Source organism: Algoriphagus sp. AK58 (assembly GCF_014324365.1).
Lineage (GTDB): Bacteria > Bacteroidota > Bacteroidia > Cytophagales > Cyclobacteriaceae > Algoriphagus.
The window spans coordinates 59,367-77,018 of sequence record NZ_QEIG01000004.1 but is presented as its reverse complement, the minus strand read 5'-3'; the positions used below and the strand labels follow the sequence as shown (position 1 = coordinate 77,018).

General features: G+C 33.7%; 12 protein-coding genes. 4 read left to right on the top strand and 8 right to left on the bottom strand.

Going from position 1 to position 17,652, the window contains the following annotated elements:
* Positions 1-457 precede the first annotated feature (457 nt).
* From DDT91_RS03295 to DDT91_RS03285, 3 genes are all read left to right on the top strand, one after another.
* Positions 458-1,360: a maleylpyruvate isomerase N-terminal domain-containing protein gene (locus tag DDT91_RS03295; RefSeq protein WP_222718591.1), complete on the top strand. Its 903-nt coding sequence runs from the start codon at positions 458-460 to the stop codon at positions 1,358-1,360.
* Between the two features lie 780 nt (positions 1,361-2,140).
* The gene (locus tag DDT91_RS03290; protein WP_187174709.1) at positions 2,141-6,280 is read left to right on the top strand and encodes a PAS domain S-box protein; all 4,140 of its coding nucleotides are present in this window, start codon (positions 2,141-2,143) and stop codon (positions 6,278-6,280) included.
* Positions 6,281-6,470: 190 nt separating this feature from the next.
* Positions 6,471-6,902 carry a response regulator gene (locus DDT91_RS03285; protein WP_187174708.1) on the top strand — a complete coding sequence of 144 codons (432 nt, stop codon included), beginning with the start codon at positions 6,471-6,473 and terminating at the stop codon, positions 6,900-6,902.
* Positions 6,903-7,449: 547 nt separating this feature from the next.
* On the opposite strand, the gene DDT91_RS03280 is transcribed toward DDT91_RS03285, so the two are convergent.
* The 5 genes from DDT91_RS03280 to DDT91_RS03260 all read right to left on the bottom strand — a co-directional run bounded on the left by DDT91_RS03280 (position 7,450) and on the right by DDT91_RS03260 (position 11,680).
* Positions 7,450-7,719 carry a hypothetical protein gene (locus DDT91_RS03280; RefSeq protein WP_187174707.1) on the bottom strand — a complete coding sequence of 90 codons (270 nt, stop codon included), beginning with the start codon at positions 7,717-7,719 and terminating at the stop codon, positions 7,450-7,452.
* Between the two features lie 11 nt (positions 7,720-7,730).
* Complete coding sequence (locus DDT91_RS03275) at positions 7,731-9,101, bottom strand: hypothetical protein (protein ID WP_187174706.1); 1,371 nt, start codon at positions 9,099-9,101, stop codon at positions 7,731-7,733.
* Positions 9,102-9,883: 782 nt separating this feature from the next.
* Positions 9,884-10,354, bottom strand: coding sequence for a hypothetical protein (locus DDT91_RS03270; RefSeq protein ID WP_187174705.1), 471 nt, complete (start codon positions 10,352-10,354; stop codon positions 9,884-9,886).
* A gap of 193 nt (positions 10,355-10,547) precedes the next feature.
* Complete coding sequence (locus DDT91_RS03265; protein WP_187174704.1) at positions 10,548-10,823, bottom strand: hypothetical protein; 276 nt, start codon at positions 10,821-10,823, stop codon at positions 10,548-10,550.
* Positions 10,820-11,680 carry a hypothetical protein gene (locus DDT91_RS03260; RefSeq protein ID WP_187174703.1) on the bottom strand — a complete coding sequence of 287 codons (861 nt, stop codon included), beginning with the start codon at positions 11,678-11,680 and terminating at the stop codon, positions 10,820-10,822. The genes DDT91_RS03265 and DDT91_RS03260 overlap by 4 nt, the downstream gene beginning before the upstream one ends.
* 34 nt (positions 11,681-11,714) lie before the next feature.
* Between DDT91_RS03260 and DDT91_RS03255 the strand changes: the two genes are divergently transcribed.
* Positions 11,715-12,080, top strand: coding sequence for a hypothetical protein (locus DDT91_RS03255; protein WP_187174702.1), 366 nt, complete (start codon positions 11,715-11,717; stop codon positions 12,078-12,080).
* On the opposite strand, the gene DDT91_RS03250 is transcribed toward DDT91_RS03255, so the two are convergent.
* From DDT91_RS03250 to DDT91_RS03240, 3 genes are read right to left on the bottom strand one after another with little or no spacing between them, the layout of a single operon-like run.
* Entirely contained in the window at positions 12,077-13,138 is a 1,062-nt protein-coding gene (locus tag DDT91_RS03250) for a YbjQ family protein (RefSeq protein ID WP_187174701.1), read from the bottom strand. The genes DDT91_RS03255 and DDT91_RS03250 overlap by 4 nt on opposite strands.
* Positions 13,139-13,183: 45 nt before the next feature.
* Positions 13,184-13,783 carry a superinfection immunity protein gene (locus DDT91_RS20480; protein ID WP_222718590.1) on the bottom strand — a complete coding sequence of 200 codons (600 nt, stop codon included), beginning with the start codon at positions 13,781-13,783 and terminating at the stop codon, positions 13,184-13,186.
* A 36-nt stretch (positions 13,784-13,819) separates the two neighbouring features.
* Positions 13,820-17,647 (bottom strand): alkaline phosphatase D family protein, encoded by a 3,828-nt coding sequence (locus DDT91_RS03240; protein ID WP_187174700.1) that lies wholly within the window; start codon positions 17,645-17,647, stop codon positions 13,820-13,822.
* Positions 17,648-17,652 lie beyond the last annotated feature (5 nt).

The following is a 17,652-nucleotide window of genomic DNA, read 5'->3' as shown; positions in this document are numbered from 1 at the left end:
TAGGACTGATAGAAACAAGTTTGGCAATCCTCCTTATTCGGAAGGGAAGGCCTGGAAAAACAAATCGATTCAAAACAGGGAAAGGCATTTGCTGGAAAGTACCATAGCCCTGTCCACTACAAAGACATAGTTGGAAAAAAAACCGATCCACTTGGTATGCTTCGGGAGTTTGGGGGTTCCCTCTTTCAATACTGAACACCATTGCCAGCATCGAAAGGAACCAAGTTTTCGGGGTTTTATGAGCTCATCTGAATTCTCAGCTACCCAAATTCCAATCTCTCTTGTCCCACTTTTGCCCCCAAAAATACCCACTAGCTGAGGATAGATCATTAAGAAATAGTCGAGCTAGCAGGTAGAGGAATAGCGGTAAGTGGCAATGTGAGTTGGGATTGTAGACTTGGGCCGCACAATAAGGTGGGATGGAAGAGATTAAAAGGAGGACTGAGGTAGAAAGACCATGGACAAAGACTTTGATTTTGTTGGAGTTTGGCATTATTTCGGAGAAATTACCCTTTTCATGAACACTTCTATCCCTATTCGGACTCGGCATCTTTTCCAGGAACTGGATGAACTTTTAATCACCAAGCTTAAATCTCTTTCACCAAAACAATGGAGTTTACCAACTTTGGCTGGGCAATGGACCATCAAGCATATCACTGCCCATTTGTTGGATGGAAATTTAAGAGCTATTTCCATGATTCGGGATGGTTTTTTTGGAGAGAATCCCGGCCCCCTATCTTCCTATCAGGATTTGGTCAGATTTCTCAATCGACTCAATGCGGAATGGGTGACTGCCACCAACAGACTGAGTCCCCAGGTTTTGATTGCTTTATTGGAAACAAGTGGAAAGGAATATAGGACCCTGATCAACAGTTTAAAGCCTTTTGAAAAAGCCTTGTTCAGTGTGGCTTGGGCAGGGGAAGAGGAGTCTCAAAATTGGTTTCATATTGCCAGAGAGTATACCGAGAAATGGCACCATACCCAACAGATTTTCCATGCGGTGGATCCAGAAGACCGATCTCTGTTGAGCAAGCGCCTTTACCTACCCTATTTGGAAACTTCCCTAAGGGCTCTTCCTTACCACTATCGATCTATAGAAAGTCCCAAGGGCACACTGGTCAAAATCACAATCACCGGACAGTTTGCTCATTCTTGGTGGATAAAGCGTACAGAATCGGCTTGGCAACTGGTGCCCTTTTCTAAACTTGAGCCAAAAGCTCAGCTAACCATCCCAGACCAGATAGCTTGGAGGATTTTCACCAAAGGGATTCCCTCGGCTCGCGCAGAACAATCTTTGGAAGTAAATGGAAATCGAGAATTGGCGCTCCACTTCCTTAAAATCCTTGCAGTTATGGCTTGATTAGATTAAAATTTGGTTTCTTGTTAATGGGTCTGTCTTCCAAAACCAAGTATTTTTATTTCCCAATAACCCTTTTCTTGAAAAAACGAAGATTTTGATACTCTGCCAAAATAAGCATTCAAATACCCGCGGATTTCAAACCCCGGATTTCTAACTGCATGATCGACTCCCACCCAGACCAAACGTTTTTTTACTTCTCCCAGACGAGGATTTTTTTATCTGGGAAACCCTCCTCAAACCTCAAAATATTCATATTCAATACCTTTGTTTTAACTAAACAACCTAACTTTAGACAGATACCCAATCGACATTCACAAACTTGTCAGTGTATGATTTGGATTCTTTCAGAGTTCCTAATATTCATTAAAAATAGATGGATATAAGTACATTAACAGAAAGATATCTCTAAGTGCTAAAGTGTAAGTTAAGGTCAAGATTTTTTTCAGGATCCGTCTTTGGTTCTACCTGACAAAGGAAAGGCCCCAACCCCATTAATCGAAGAGTAGTTGGCTGGTGGTACTATTGCGGACAATCATATTAAAATATTCTGTATATCCGCTTTTTTATCAGAAGGCTTAGCGAGCTTAAAAAATTTCTAGAAAAGGTTGAAATCCGGAATGCTTCGGTCTTCGGTCATCGGTCTTCCGCCCCATTAATTGAAGAGTAGTTGGCTGGTGGTACTATTGCGGACAATCATATTAAAATATTTAGGAAATGAAGTGGTAAAGTTTTTTAGAAAATTATTTTTTATCAGTAGTGTTGTAATTGAATGTGCCTAACATGAAAATTAATCTCGCCACTTCTGATTTCTTTAAGTTATCCCCTTTTCCATCATGGATTTATAGTGAAAACTCAAAGTCTATTCTGAGCTTCAATAGCTTAGGTTTGAAAGTTTGGGGAAATACACAAAAGCATGTTCAAGTACTTTGTTTGGAGGACTTAATGCCATCGAATGAGGTAGATAGATTTTTAAATGCCATAAAACCACTCGAATTTGGAGAGGAAAGTGTCTTTTTAGGAAACTTCCTTTTAAATGATAAAAATGGAAACTCACTTTATTTTGAAATCCATGCAGCAAAAGTAGAGGTAGAGGGCAACCCGTGTGTTTTAGCGATTTGTCGAGATATTACTAAAGAAAAAAGCGATCAAAATCAACTACAATTACTTTATAAAATAGCTTCTAATACAAATGATTCTGTCTTAATTACCGATGCAGATCCATTTCATAAGGAAGGACTAAAAATTGTTTACGTCAATGATTCCTTTTCCAGAATGACGGGTTATTCCGCTTCGGAAGTATTGGGAAAGTCCCCCAAATTCTTGCAAGGACCAAATTCAAATTACCAAGAATTGGCTAAGCTTAAACAAGCTGTAATTAATGGAAATGAGTCCACCATAACCACAGTTAATTATAAAAAAAGTGGAGAGGAGTTTTTGATCCACTTCAAGTTATTTCCGGTAAAAAATGAAGAGCAAATTATTACCAATTGGATAGCCATTCAAAAGGATATTACTGAATTAAAAGGTGTTGAAGAAAATCTAATAAAAGCCAAGGAGATAGCGGAAGAAAATGAGCGGAAAATGAAAGAAGCTCAGAAGCTTGCGCATTTGGGGAGTTGGTATTATGATGTAATCAATCAGGTTTCGGAATGGTCAGAGGAAACCTACAATATCTGGGGTTTGGATCCTTCCATTGCCTCTGTCAATCTTAAGGATCATGAAAAACTGGTTCATCCCAAGGATTGGAATCGATTCAATGAAGTGATCAATCATGCGATTGAGAATGGGATTTCATATAAGATGGAATTAGACCTTCTTCGTCCTGATGGAACTTACAAAACAGTTAATACCATTGGAGCTCCGATTTTTGATAATAATAAGAAGGTGATAGCCTTCAAAGGCACAACCCAAGACATTTCAGAGCGAATCATAATTGAGAATGAACTAAAAAAAGCTAAGGAAAAAGCAGAAAAAAGCCAGTTGACTATGGCTCAGGCCAGTAAATTGGCGAAAATCGGATATTGGGATTACAATTTTAAAACAGACCGTCTCAATTGGTCTGATTTCGTATTTAGCATTTATGGATTGGACCCAAATGACCCCGTCTTAACATATAATGAAGCAATCAGCTTTTTTGATAAACCTTCCCAAGAAAAAATTCTCCAGGCAACACAGGAGTTACTATTAAATGGAGAGGCTTATGATCTAGAATTGAAATTAATTAATTCTAAAAATGAAGATATCCATATCAGGATGCTCATGCAGCCTGTTTATGATTCCAATCAGCAAGTAATAGGGGAATCTGGGGTACTGCAAAATGTTACTGCTGAGAAGTATTTGCAAGACCTGAACCGGGAAGTTGCAAGAATGGTAAAAATTGGGAGTTGGAGTATCGATTTGACAGAGAATAAAGTTTTTTGGTCGGAACAAATCCATCAATTGCATGAAACTGACCCCAAAACCTATGTGCCTAATTTGGAAGATGGAATCAATTTTTTTCGAAATGATTTCCGTGAAATGGTTCGTTTGGCGGTAGTAAATACCATCGAAACTGGAGAGGGCTGGGATTTTGAAGCAGTAATTGTAACAGCAAAGAAAAATGAACTTTGGATTCGTTCTATTGGGAATGCCGAGATAGTCAATGGTAAATGTATTAGACTATATGGCGGGTTTCAGGACATAGATCATCGCAAACAGGCCGAACTAGCCAAGAATAGATTTCAGGAAACATTGGAGAATAGTCTGAATGAAATCTATATGTTTGATGCTGAGACACTCCTGTTTACCTATGTTAATAAAGGAGCGATCCTGAATTTGGGGTATACCTTGGATGAATTATTAAAATTGACTCCCCTTGACCTCAAACCTGAATTCACCGAACAGACATTTGGTCAATTAGTTTCTCCCTTAAAACGGAATGAAAAAGACAAGGTCATTTTTTTCACGCATCACAAACGTAAGGATGGAAGCCTTTATCCTGTTGAAGTTCACCTTAAATTAGTGACATACTCTAAGACCAAAAGCTTTGTGGCAATCATACTGGATATAACAGAGCGCAAAAAAGCAGAGCAAGATTTAATTTCCACATCAGAACGCCTGCGCCTTGCCACTTCTTCTGCTAAAATGGGAATATGGGACTGGGATATCCCAAAAAATCAATTGATATGGGACGATAGAATGTACGAAATGTACAGAATTCAAAAAGAGGATTTCGAAGGTGCAGTTAGCGCATGGCAAAAGGTGTTACATCCTGACGATTTTGAACAAGCGAATAAGGATTTAAATGATGCCCTTGAAGGAAAACGAGAGTTTAATTCCATATTCAGAGTAGTATGGCCTGATAAGAGCATTCGGTACATTGAGGGAAATGCGATAGTATCCCGAGATATCAATGGGAAGCCTGTTAGGATGATTGGAGGAAATATTGACATCACTGATCGAAAAAATACAGAATTTGAAATTTTGCGTGCTAATGAGCGGTTTGAAAAAGTAACAGAGGCCACTGACGATGCAATTTGGGATTGGGATATCCAAAATGATAAGTTTTATAGGTCTAATATGATTGAACGTTTTTTCGGGAAAAATGCACTGAAGTATTTTTCAAGTTCTAATTTTTGGAAAGACCCTTTTCATCCCGATGATGTAGTACGAATTAAAGAAAGTGTTTTAAATGCACTAAGTGATCCGGCTATCAAAAAATGGAAAACCGAGTACCGGATAATCAATCCGGAGGGAGAAATTAGATTTGTCGTAGATCAAGGAGTGATCGTAAGAGATCAATATGGCAAAGCGCTACGGATGGTGGGAGCAATGACTGATATCACAGAACAAAAGATATCAGAAAAGGAGAATAGGTTTAAAGCAAGTTTACTAAAAACGGTAGGTCAGGCTGCAATAGCAACTGATCTTAACGGAGTGATTAGCTTTTGGAATAAGGCCGCAGAATCTATTTTCGGTTGGTCAGAAGATGAAACTATCGGGCAAGAAATTGACAGGATATGTCCAAATGACCTGAATGAAGAACAGAAAGATGAAATCATGGACCTTTTGAAAAGTGGAAAAACTTGGTCTGGAGAATTTCAAATTCAAAATAAGGCTAAAAAGTGGATTCCAGTAAGGGGCTCCAGAGCCCCTATCTATGATGAGAATGACCTACTTTCGGGAATTATCAGTATCTCTTCGGATATTTCCTCAGAACGGGAAAATCAGTATTTGCTTAAACGATATACTCAAGACCTGGAGCGTTCAAATGAGGAGTTGGAACAATTTGCTTACGTAGCCTCGCATGATTTGCAAGAACCTTTAAGGATGATATCAAGCTTTATGCAGCTCCTTGAAAGGAAGTATGGAAGTAAACTGGATGAGAGGGCTCATCAATACATTCACTTTGCAACTGATGGAGCAAAACGAATGAAAAACATTGTTTTAGATTTGTTGGAGTATTCCAGGGCCAGTAAGCCAACAGTATCCAAAGAAAATATTCAATTGGATAAAGTAATTCAAGAATATCTTTTGCTACGAAAGAAAATTATTTCAGAGAAGTCCGCTACCATTCATTCCCAAGAATTGCCTACTGTTTACACCTATAAAGCCGGTATTGTCCAAGTTTTTCATTCATTATTGGATAACGCAATAAAGTATTCCAAGCCTGGAGTCAGTCCAAGTATTGAAGTTGGCTTTGAAACTATTGAAAACGAATGGAAATTTTCAATTAAAGACAATGGGATAGGAATTGCTCCGCAGTTTCACGAAAAGATTTTTGTGATTTTTCAACGATTACATAACCAGGACGAATTTGAGGGGACTGGAATAGGCTTATCCATTGCTAAAAAGAACGTTGAATTTTTAGGAGGCAGGATTTGGCTGGAATCAACTCCGGGAGAGGGTTCAATCTTCCATTTTACCTTGCCTAAAGGTTGATTTGGTGTATCAAAATTTTAATATTCTACTTCAACTCCTACAGAAAAGCGAGAAAAGAAATGTCTGAATGAATTATTAACCTTAAACTACATGCAGGAGATACGTTTGATTGAATCAAGTACCGCCAAAATTTTAGAAGTTTAGGCTAATACCCTAAATCCAGAATCCTAATGAAACCAAAAACTAAATAATGGAAAGGATATACCACATTCTGCTTGTGGAAGATAATGAAGGGGATATTTTCCTTTTGCTTGAAGCATTTGAGGAAGGCAGTGTAAAAACAAAAATAAGTATAGCCAGGAATGGGCAGGAGGCGCTTGATTTTTTATTTAGAAGGGGTGCCTTTTCCGAAGTAGAAAGGCCTGATATGGTTCTTTTGGACATTAATATTCCAATATTCAATGGCCATGAAGTTTTGAGGCAAGTTAAGGCAGATCCTATTTTGAAAAGTATTCCGGTAGTGGTCCTTACTACGTCCTCAAATCAAAAGGATATTGATCTTGCTTACGATAATCATTGCAATAGCTATGTCAAAAAGTCGATGAATATGGATGACTTCATGGATGGAGTAAAAAGAATTCAAGGGTTTTGGCTTGAACTTTCCACTTTTTCAAATCGATAGGTGACCGAGGCAGCATTAATTGAATCCAATAATTTCTGTTGTCCTGCTTCTCCAGAAGCAGGATTTTAACTACTTCCCAATACTCTGATGGGTAGATCCTGAATGCTATCAGGACGCAATTCGACCCAGGTATCTCAGGGAGTTGTAATTCCAAATGGTTGAGCCACGCTTCCCAACCCCAATCCTCCCTTAGACCATACCTTTTTTCCATTGCGCTGGTACCAAGGATTGTATTTCAAATCAAGACCCTACACCAGCGCCTCACTCAAAACCTTGATTCTCAACCCCGGGTGCAACCCGGGGCTACGCCACGGCGCACAGGTATTCACAGGTCGACCCCTACAGGGTCTTGTTGTCCTGCTTCTCCAGAAGCAGGATCTTTACCACTTCCCATTACCCCGCTGGGTCGATTCCGAATGCTATCAGGATGCAATTCCACCAAGGTGTCTTAGGGATTTGTAATTCTTTTTTATATACTGATTATCAGTAGATTATATTGTTTGGTGTAATAGATTGGATATTAAATTTAATTTTATCTCAACCCATATTACACCAATCCAACAATCTTTACTGATATCCTGAAGATCAGATCTTCAGAAAACACCCTGATAAATTCCAGATCCTTGAAGGTACTGGAACCCCTTCTAAGGTTCAAATATTCTTGAAATACCTTTCTTTCCCAGTTCTTCAGAATAACCTGTAAAGCTGCCATAAATTCAGGATTATTTTTGAATCTTGGTGAAGTAAATGCACCTATAATTTTTTCTTTAAATCTATCTGTAATTTCCCTTATGTATTTGTATGTATTATAGTTCATATATTTAATGATTAATTCATTTTAATTTTAGATACTATAAAATCTATTTCAGCTAAATCTTCATCATATTCATCAAATGAATATACTTCTGATTTGTTGATAGGTAGTTCTTTTACAGGTTCTTCAATCTGGTTTGAACTTTCATTAATAAATGATTCTTCAATTTCCTGTACCTTTTCAGATAATGGTAAAGTAGGTTCTTTCATTATATTTTCAATTTGATTTGGTGAATAGTCAAATACTGTAAGATTATATTCATCATTAACATTTATGGTTGCATTAATCCTTTCAAACTTGAAGGAATTGATCAAAGCTTCCTTAATGGTGTTTAATTCGCTTTCAGGTGCATATAATGAATCGTGGATAGTAAGGATCTCTTTTTGATACGGGATTGAATCTAAAGCCCTAAAAACAATCTTAGCTTCCTTTTGCTGCATCAGGTGAGATAATACATTATGATCATCTTTCTTCAGTTGTTTGATAACCTGATAAACCTGATTGAATTCCTTTTCAAATACCCATTTGATATCTGAATAGGATTTTTCTGAAAAGATGATTTGAAAGGTTAATTCCTTTACCTCAGATCTATCTTCAATACCAGATAATTCCATTAGCCTATTATAAAGCTTACCTGAAGTGGATAATCTGATAAAATCATTGGTTGATTCAGAAAATTCAAACCCATTGTTAAAAAGGTAGTCAGATATGACCCCAGCCAAAAAAACCATTTGACTATTCACAATATCAACAAAACCAAGATCCTGATTTTGAAGCTTCACCATTGATCTAACCGATTTAGGAAGATTGCAGAAGTTGTTGTAAACCCGTTTACCCTTTTTTCCTACTTTTTGAAATGGGTTGTGCTGAAGCATCCGAACAAATTTAAATTCATCTTCAGTCAATTGGTTTAAATCAATATGATCAAGTTGCAGGTTTGACATAGCCCTAAAAAGCCTAGCCAAAGTTTGGCTATCTATTTCAATCCTAGAAGTTCTTTCTTCAATGATCTTTGTTACAAACCTCTGATTTTCAAAGGTATATTCCTTTGCACCCCTTGGTTCTGTAAGGATATACCCGTTTGATTGAACCCCTGCATAATGTTTGCTGACTAATTGAATAATACCTGTATCAATCAGGTTTTTGATAATTGGTTTGGTATATCTAGCACCAAACAGTTTAACCAGTAGATCAAAATTTAATCTGCAAACTTCAGCATTCTTATTAATGACATCATTGGTATAAATCTTATCAATGATGTAAATATACTTTACTAGGTGGTTTTTGATGTGCTTTTCTTCTATTCCAAGTTCTAATAATCTTTGGGTTAGATCATCAGGGGTAATTGTACTGAATAGTTTAATTGAATCATTGTGCTTCTTCATTAATGGTTATAAGTATTTTATTTAAGTGTTATTTAATAATCTCATTTGATTCATTTAAATATGGTGTTGAAGTTTTGCAACACTCCAACACCACTTAACACTTAAATAACCAATAATGAAATTATCAATCTGCAAATTTAAACAGTATATTTTCAATCTGCAAATATAAATACTCAATAAAATAAAAAAGTACAGGTTTTTGTGTTAAATAATTGTTAATTATTCAAATTAATTTATTTGAATTTAAAACCACTGTAGAATTTACATCTGTAATTAAAATACTGTATTAGAAATAAACCTATTTTTAAGCCATTACAGAAGTTTTCTATTGAAATGATATGAAGATATCAATTAAACCTAGATAATAGCTGTAACATTGCCAAAACAAGTAATACAGATATCTTATTGAATATCTTATAATCTAATGATATTTGTTAATATCTTGTAATAATATGATAAATATAAGTATTAATATGCATTACATTTACTATTATATCTATTATATTTCTTTATATTCTTACTATACTCATAAACTACTATAAATACAATAATAAACAAATAGAATAATACTACCTTATGGCTATACAGTTTGAAAAAATCACCTTAGTCTTATATCACTATACAGTTACTTGTACTCTTATATGGCTATACAGTAATTAAAACCCTTATATCACTATACAGTTACTAATACTCTTATATGACTATACAGTAACCAAATAAAAAATCCTACCAGCATTACCAGTAGGACTTAATTAATCAATGTTTAACCTTAATACAAATTATTATGAAGTTTTTTCTAATATCTCATTCATTTTGTCCATATCCCAAATCTTGGAACAAATTTCAAAATATTCATTTTGATCTAAATTAGTAAAGTTAAAAACATAATCTTCATTCTTCTCACTTAAAAATAGGTTCATCAAAACCAAGAATATTTGGTAATCATTTTTTACTTCTCTTTTCCTACCATTAATTCTATCTCTAAAACTCAATGGTTTTTCAAGATCTAAATGTTTTAAAATTCTATCTGTAATTATCATATCAAAATTACCGTTACCAAGATTAACGATTTCAAAAATATCCTTACCAGCTGTATCAGTTACACAAAGTTCATTTCTTGCTTCATCATATCTTGATAATCTTGAAGATCCAATCAATCCATCAGGTTCAAATAAAGCTAGAATAGCAGGTTTAACTTTTGCGTGTTCTTTTGCACCTTCAAATTTTTGATTCCAAGTTCTAATGAATTTCATAACTGACTGATTTAAAATTATTTATAGTACTTAGTATGGGTTTACTGATTCTTTTCCCGTTTGCTTGCATCAAAGGTAGATCAAGCCTGAAAACCCTGCAAGCAATAAAGTTAAGTAAGTTAATTGAATTCATTTGAAATAGTCAATCGGTTGATATTCATTATTTTACAACCTATTTAGAATCCTTCTAAATTTATAAAAGTTTTTTTGGCCTTCTTAATTTGGCTTCTTCGTACTTCTGGATTAGATCAATCAGATCCTTTCTTACTTCAGGATCTTTAAGGGGTAATCCCATTGATGTAAAATGATCCTCCAAGGTTTTTACCAGATCCTTTGGGTAAACTTCCTGCTTATAGAATGCAGCATCAGCAGGATGAATTACCTTATTGTACATATCTAAGAAAATAATTCCTCGATCAGATTTTTCAAGCATTCCTAAAGCTTCTTTGATTGATTCCTTCCAGTTCATATTCTATTTTCTCGTTTTTTAAGGTTAAGTTTTAATGGAATAAAATTACTATTAGAATAAATGTAATATCTTAAGGCAAATTTTCCAGTAGAAAATAATTCAACATCTACCAATTTACCATCTGAATTCAGTCTAAAATATCCTAATTCTTCTTTGGTAAGTTCATTTATAATACTTTTAATTTCCTCATTTGCAAACATTTCAAATTCTGTTAATAATTGACTTAATTTAATTCCAAGAGTTTGAATTTCAGTTTCACTTTTTTCATTAAGAAAACGCTGAATCTTTTCATCTATAAGATCAAATTGAAAATCATATTCTATAGTTTTTCTAAGTGAATCAACCATTTTTTCTGAATTGACTTTATCCGTGGTTAATTTTGAAACTGTCTTTTTTAATTCATTATATTTACTTTCACAATCCTTTAAAGATTGCGCCAGTTTATTTCTTTCCTGAGCATCCTTAAGTTCATTTAGCGCATCAACTTTTCTTACTTCTAATTTTATAAGTTCTACAGCTTTATCTGTTTCGGTCTCTTTCCTTTTGATGAAAAAATTATTGGTTGTTTTTTCAAGGAAATTGAAAATAATATCCTTTAAATATAAATATCCAATAGCTAAAACTAAAGGCATTAAAAGAGTATAATATATACTGCTATAATTTAAAGACACAAATTCAAATCTTTCTTCAACTTCTTTATTTGAAGCAATTAAGTAGAACGGGATTTTCCAGTTTATAATAATCCAAAAAAATGAAAATGAAGCTAAGAAGGGATTTCTGATTCTTTCAAATACTAATTCCTTCAATTCACCAAGAATACTTGGTAATTCCTTGATTTTATTTATTTGCTCTTCCATATGATTGATTTAAGGATAATTATATTTAAAGTTTATGAAAATCAAAACAGGCTGGAAAGGTGAAACAGATCCTTTCTACTATTCAGCATCTTGGAGAAGTTTAAGGAAGAAACATATTGATTTATACCCCTTGGATGAATTAAAACTTCAATTTGGAATTGTTTCACCTGCCGTAATTGTAGATCATATTATTCCAAGATCCATTACCAAGGAATTTGAATTGGAAGAATTTAATCTTCAATCCTTGGATTTTCTTAACCACCAACAGAAAACAGCCCAAACAAGGGGTATAAATACCTTAGATGAATTCCTTTACCATTTGGAATTTGGAAAACTTCAAAGTATCTGTACTGAAGAAAAGAAGATTAGATTGCTGGAACTTCTAAGAAACAGGAATTAATTAAAGATATTTTCTAAAGCTTTAACCTTAATTCTGAATTCTTCAATTATTGCAATCTCTGAGGATATTAAGCCTTTAATATTCTTTCCACAATCTACATTATTACAGTACTTGGAACTTGAATCACTAGTATGATTAGATTCACAGATATATTTCTCCTTTGTTCCAAGTAATGATTTGACCATTTCAATTTTTCCTGTATCTGGCAAATTATCTAGGATGTTCAGAACCTTTTTAAATTCCTCACTATCGGATTTTTTAAAGCTTCTTTTATTTGAATTTAACGTTAGGATCGCACTTGATTTTTTCCCATCTGCTATCATTTTGATGATCCATTTTACCGCAAATGTTTGTGATTCTTCTATAAGTGTTTTAATAACAATTATATTTTCCTTCTTTTTTAGATCAGTTATTTCAATAAGTTTTGAATAAAGGATATCTGAAACAAATTCTTCATCAAGATTTTTAAGAATTAATGGGAAGAAATTTCTTGCAGTTTTTTCAATATCATTTATTGGGGAAGAATAATGTTCAAACCGTTTCAAGTAGGAATTAAGTAAATCTGGAATGATTTCAGGAATTGGATTTGAAAGTAAAAAAGTCCATTCCTCCTCTGAAGGTAAACTTCCATTTCTTATAACTTCTGAAATTTTTATTTTTGAAATTTCAATATCCAAATCATCAGGTAAAGCAATTTCAACTTTTGAATCTATACTTTGATTTTGGGTAAATCTTACTGCCATACCTGAAATTGATACCATAAACATTGATTTTCCCTTACCTGATATTTCATCAAAATCAGTTCTGAGGCTTATTATTCCATTAGCCCCAAGATTTTGTGCCTTATGTTTTAATTTGTCAATACCAACCTTTTGTATCTTATCTAATTTTTCTTGATATGAATTAGACATTCCTCCAAAAAAGTCAATAAGTGAAGCACCTGCATCAGAAAATAAATTTGTGCCTACAACAACATTTGTTGAAATAAATTCGATATATCGCTCTATTTCCAATCCTTTGACTGAATCAGTAGGTGTTACTAGAATTGATGATTTCATAATTTGCTTAAATAAATGTGTTTGTAATTATTGAGAATTTTAAAATCATTCATTTTTTAAACTCCAAACTAAAGCTATTACCCAGCCTAAACCAGTCCATCCTAAGAAAAAGTTTAAAGCAAATATTTGGTTGAAAAAAGTTTTTTTTGATGCAATAAAAGAAGGTGTAAAAATTAAAAAAATAATCAATGTGATTATTATTACCTCTACAATAAAAAATTCCATTATAAAAAAAGATCTTGCAAAAATTTTATATTCTTCCTTTACACTTGGATTTTCATCAATTTTTATTTTATTCAGAATATCCTCCAAATTTCTCCTAAAAGAATCTTGATGTGTTACCTGAAGTTTAAAGTGTGGCCCATCCTCAATCATTTTTTCTTTAAAGTTTTCAAAAAAGTATTCTTTAGATTCTTGTTTCAGTGTAACAAATACTAGAGGATCATTAGTGATAATAGTAATTTCATCAATATAACCCGACACAAGAAAATTTTCAAATGTTTTTTGAGTTACATCAGGTACATCCTTATCAACTGGATAATATTTATAGATGAAATAAATTGAATTAATTAAAATCACAAGTATTGAAACCACTAATAAAATCAGTTTCTTCCTTTTTCTAATAACAACTTTTTCAACTAACATATAGGTATAATTATTAAACAGTTAATTTTTTCAAAATTAAATCCAAACAGAATTTTTTAATCTAGCTGCAATGATATACCAGCTAGTTGAACAGGTTGAAGGATAGTTTGATATCTGATAGACTTCATCCCGTAAAGCTGCATATCTGTAAGATCCATCAGGTTCTTCAAATTCCTTCAGATCATTCATTATTTCAGAATATTTTTCATACTGTTTCGCCCTCCAATAGGCCAAAGCAACCCCAAAAGATCCTTCAAACCAGACAGTTGCAGCAGCCCCAGGATATCCCCATTGATCAGAATAAGGCTTATATCCTTTTGCCCCTGTAATTGTATCTTCAACATAGTAAAAATTTTCAAGTCTTGGAAGAAGTTGATTAGCCTTTTCGGTTTCACCTGCCGAAAATAGCATCAAAGCACCCCAACTATTGCAATCCAAAGCATCAGCAGTATCTTTAGTATTGGTTGCAGCATTACTTATACCTTGGAAAAATCTATTATTGGTTGAATCCCATAATTGATTGATCATTAGGTTTTTAACCTGATTTGATTTAGCTGTATAGGTTGAATCATTTAGAACCCTTCCAGCCTGTTTTAAGGCAAAGAAGTAATCAATACAATGTTCTGTACTTATCCAAGGAATGATATAATCAGGATCGAATAATTCTAAACCACCTTCTAAGTAATATCTTCCTTTTCCACCTGTAGGAAGTCCGATTGGATTTGATTCTAAAGATTCAATGTAATCCAGCACCTTTACCAAAGCATTTTCAGCTTCAGATTTCAAAGGGGAATTCCTTCTGTATTGCAGGTAATACCCTAAAGCATAAGCAACCCAACCGATTGCACCTGTACGAAAATAAGGATCTTGTAATTCAGGCCGTGGATTAATATGATTTACCGAAAAAGCAAAAGCACCATTTGCATACTGACTTTCAATGATTCCACTTACAATCCTATCTGCAAATTTAAAATCCTTTAATCCCGTACTGCTTATCAATACTAAAGCCATATCATATAAATAAGATCTTGAAGGAAATGGTGAAGAAATTACTTCAGGATCATTATCATCAATTAAAAATGATCTTGCCAAATCCGTTTTAAAAGGTGATTCAGCAACATAAACATTATCCGTTGTACGTTTCAATTTAAATTTCACCTTACCTTCAGTAAGTGAAAAAGGTAATTTAAATTCTTTTCCTTCAGGTACATTAATTGCCTGACCACTGAAATAATCAATATCAGTTGTTACCCATCTTTCAATAGATAAATTATTGTGATAGTTTGGATTGTTTTCATCATTTACAAATTCAAAAAATGTAAAATTGAATTCAGTATCTTTTAATTTGATAATAATAGTACCACTTTGATTATTTGGTGGTGTTAAAGTAAATGTACCTGTAGTGGAATTAACAGCACCTAAAGTGACAAAATAGTCTTGATCGGATCTTCTGTATAATTCAGCTACAATTCCACCACCACTAACATCAAAATTAATTACCCTTCCTGTAATCACCCCTTTATAAGTGTTTAGAAGGGGTATAGGTGAATCTATTTGAATTAGGCTATTCTGAATAGGATGATCTTCTTCAGGTAGTGTAACAACCCCAAAACCAACCTTATTTGAAGATACAAATGGTGGTGGTGGTGGAATTGAATTAATACTTCTTTTTGTTCTGTATTGTTTTTTAAATTCTCTAATTAGATATAATTCATTACCACCTTCAAAAAATTGAAAATACCCGTATTGCTGAATGATAACTTCAATCCAATTACTTCCAAGATCATTTACAGTAATGAAGCTGAAATTGTTGTTACCCACTGGAAAAGGCCCACCACTATTATCAAGATCATCAATTTGAAATAATCCACCTTGCTTATCACCATCCCTATCAAATGGAGAAGATTCAATTATTAAATGTTGAAGATTTGCAGGAACGTTGGAAGCCTTGATTCTATTACCACTATTATCAGTTGCATAAAAATTATTTCTTCCATCATCTATTGCAATCATATGGGTATCACCATTACAGATAACCACATTGGATATATTATTATAATACATATAATTTGCTAATTCCTGACGTTCTGACAAATATACAGACCAAGTTTCAGTAGTTACATTATAAGACCAGCTGTAAGGATCAGTTTCATCACCCGTCCAACCAAAAGGATTCATCCAAAATAGAACATCAAGATTATTATTATTCTTATAATCCAGAAGTAAATTTTTAAACCAGTTTTTTGTTGCAGTACCTAATACAGTTTTATTTGGATCAGTATAAGGTTCAATCATCCAATCATCTCTATTTGCTCTTAAATCAGTCATTACAAACCTACATCTTCCAATATCATAATATTGAGATATTCCATTAGTTATAGGATCAGTAATTATATTTTGATATGGGATATTACTTAAATAAAATTCAATTGCATTAGCCCTACTTGGTGAATCTTTATCACTGTTATTTGGCCCGTAATCGTGATCATCCCATATATAGTAATTAGATTGATTAGAATAAAAATCCTTTTGCCTAGGTTGTTCAACTGTAGAATTATAAGCATCTCTGAATAAATCTGTATCAGGTGTTGCAATATCTTCGTAATGTAAATCACCTAAATGAAAGAATAGATCAGGATTCTTTTCCTTCATTGCATCCCAAATTATATGGTTTGAATTGGTGTTATTACAGCTACCAAAAATAAAACTGAACCCTTCAGGATTAGATTTTCTGAAGGTTTTGAATTTTGCAGTATGTGGATTAAGTACTGAATCAATTTCAGCTCTTACATAATATGTATCATAATCTAATCCAGTTAGATTAAAAATTGCAGCACCTTTATTTGTTTCTGTGATCGTAACACCTGAAGTATAGGTAATACCAGTGGAAAAGGTTTCATCTTTAGTATAAGCCAATCTGAGATTTGCAGATTCAGCACCTTCAATTGTGGTAATATCTAAAACCTTATTCCTTGGAAATTGTCCATTTCTGAAGGTTCCCCCAATTTGCATTCTTAGTGATAGAAAATTATCAGTAGGGTATTTTTTTAACCGTATAGCAGTATTAAAAGCACCAGCATCAGTAATTGAACCCAATAGGGTTTGAGATTCTGAAAATCCACCTGACCTATCAAAATCATCAAATTTGGCCACAATGAAGAAGGTGATATAATCAGGATCAGCAGGATCATTTACCCCTGCATTCTGTACATCAAGTTTAAAGAAGTTATCCCTATTAAACCTTACAACCCTTTTACCACCTTTACCAGTTGTTTCAAGTGGTAATTTGTTGGAAGTCGGGAAATTGTAATAGGAAGAAACTTTATTAACTCCTGAAAATCCTGCTTTATCATTCCATTGATTTACTAATCCAGATCCATCATCAACAATAGTTGATTCATCCAAATGAAGCCATTTAGCTAAAAATCTATTTGAACCCGTTGTAAACGTTGGTTCAGTTCCAGCAGTAGAATTAACAGTATAACCATTAAAATTTGATCCTGTAGGAAGCCATTTATCAGCAAGCCAATTATTATAAGCCTGTAATTCAGTATCCAGAACGGAATTAAAACCAGTCTTTAAAGCTACAATTTCATAAATATACCCTTCCAGATTTTCTTCATCACCACCGATCAAAAGGTTTTCAAAATAGGGTTGAACACCCGTTGAATCCACTTCTTGAATTAATTCATTGTTTATCCAAAGCCTTAACTTTCCTGGACTTGTTGGCCATTTGTATTGAATCGTATATACTTTAATATTGTTCTCTATAGTGTTTACAGCACCTAAATCAAGCCTAGCTTTTATTTTGGTTGAATTACCTTCTGTACCACCTGCATATAATTGTTTTAATGTTATTGCCATATTTT

Excerpts from the sequence above, each read along its gene's own strand:
- DDT91_RS20480 (WP_222718590.1), bottom strand. The coding sequence starts at position 13,783 with ATGTTAGTTGAAAAAGTTGTTATTAGAAAAAGGAAGAAACTGATTTTA.
- DDT91_RS03255 (WP_187174702.1), top strand. The coding sequence starts at position 11,715 with ATGAAAATCAAAACAGGCTGGAAAGGTGAAACAGATCCTTTCTACTAT.
- DDT91_RS03240 (WP_187174700.1), bottom strand. The coding sequence starts at position 17,647 with ATGGCAATAACATTAAAACAATTATATGCAGGTGGTACAGAAGGTAAT.
- DDT91_RS03280 (WP_187174707.1), bottom strand. The coding sequence starts at position 7,719 with ATGAACTATAATACATACAAATACATAAGGGAAATTACAGATAGATTT.
- DDT91_RS03290 (WP_187174709.1), top strand. The coding sequence starts at position 2,141 with ATGAAAATTAATCTCGCCACTTCTGATTTCTTTAAGTTATCCCCTTTT.
- DDT91_RS03295 (WP_222718591.1), top strand. The coding sequence starts at position 458 with ATGGACAAAGACTTTGATTTTGTTGGAGTTTGGCATTATTTCGGAGAA.
- DDT91_RS03270 (WP_187174705.1), bottom strand. The coding sequence starts at position 10,354 with ATGAAATTCATTAGAACTTGGAATCAAAAATTTGAAGGTGCAAAAGAA.
- DDT91_RS03250 (WP_187174701.1), bottom strand. The coding sequence starts at position 13,138 with ATGAAATCATCAATTCTAGTAACACCTACTGATTCAGTCAAAGGATTG.
- DDT91_RS03275 (WP_187174706.1), bottom strand. The coding sequence starts at position 9,101 with ATGAAGAAGCACAATGATTCAATTAAACTATTCAGTACAATTACCCCT.
- DDT91_RS03260 (WP_187174703.1), bottom strand. The coding sequence starts at position 11,680 with ATGGAAGAGCAAATAAATAAAATCAAGGAATTACCAAGTATTCTTGGT.
- DDT91_RS03265 (WP_187174704.1), bottom strand. The coding sequence starts at position 10,823 with ATGAACTGGAAGGAATCAATCAAAGAAGCTTTAGGAATGCTTGAAAAA.
- DDT91_RS03285 (WP_187174708.1), top strand. The coding sequence starts at position 6,471 with ATGGAAAGGATATACCACATTCTGCTTGTGGAAGATAATGAAGGGGAT.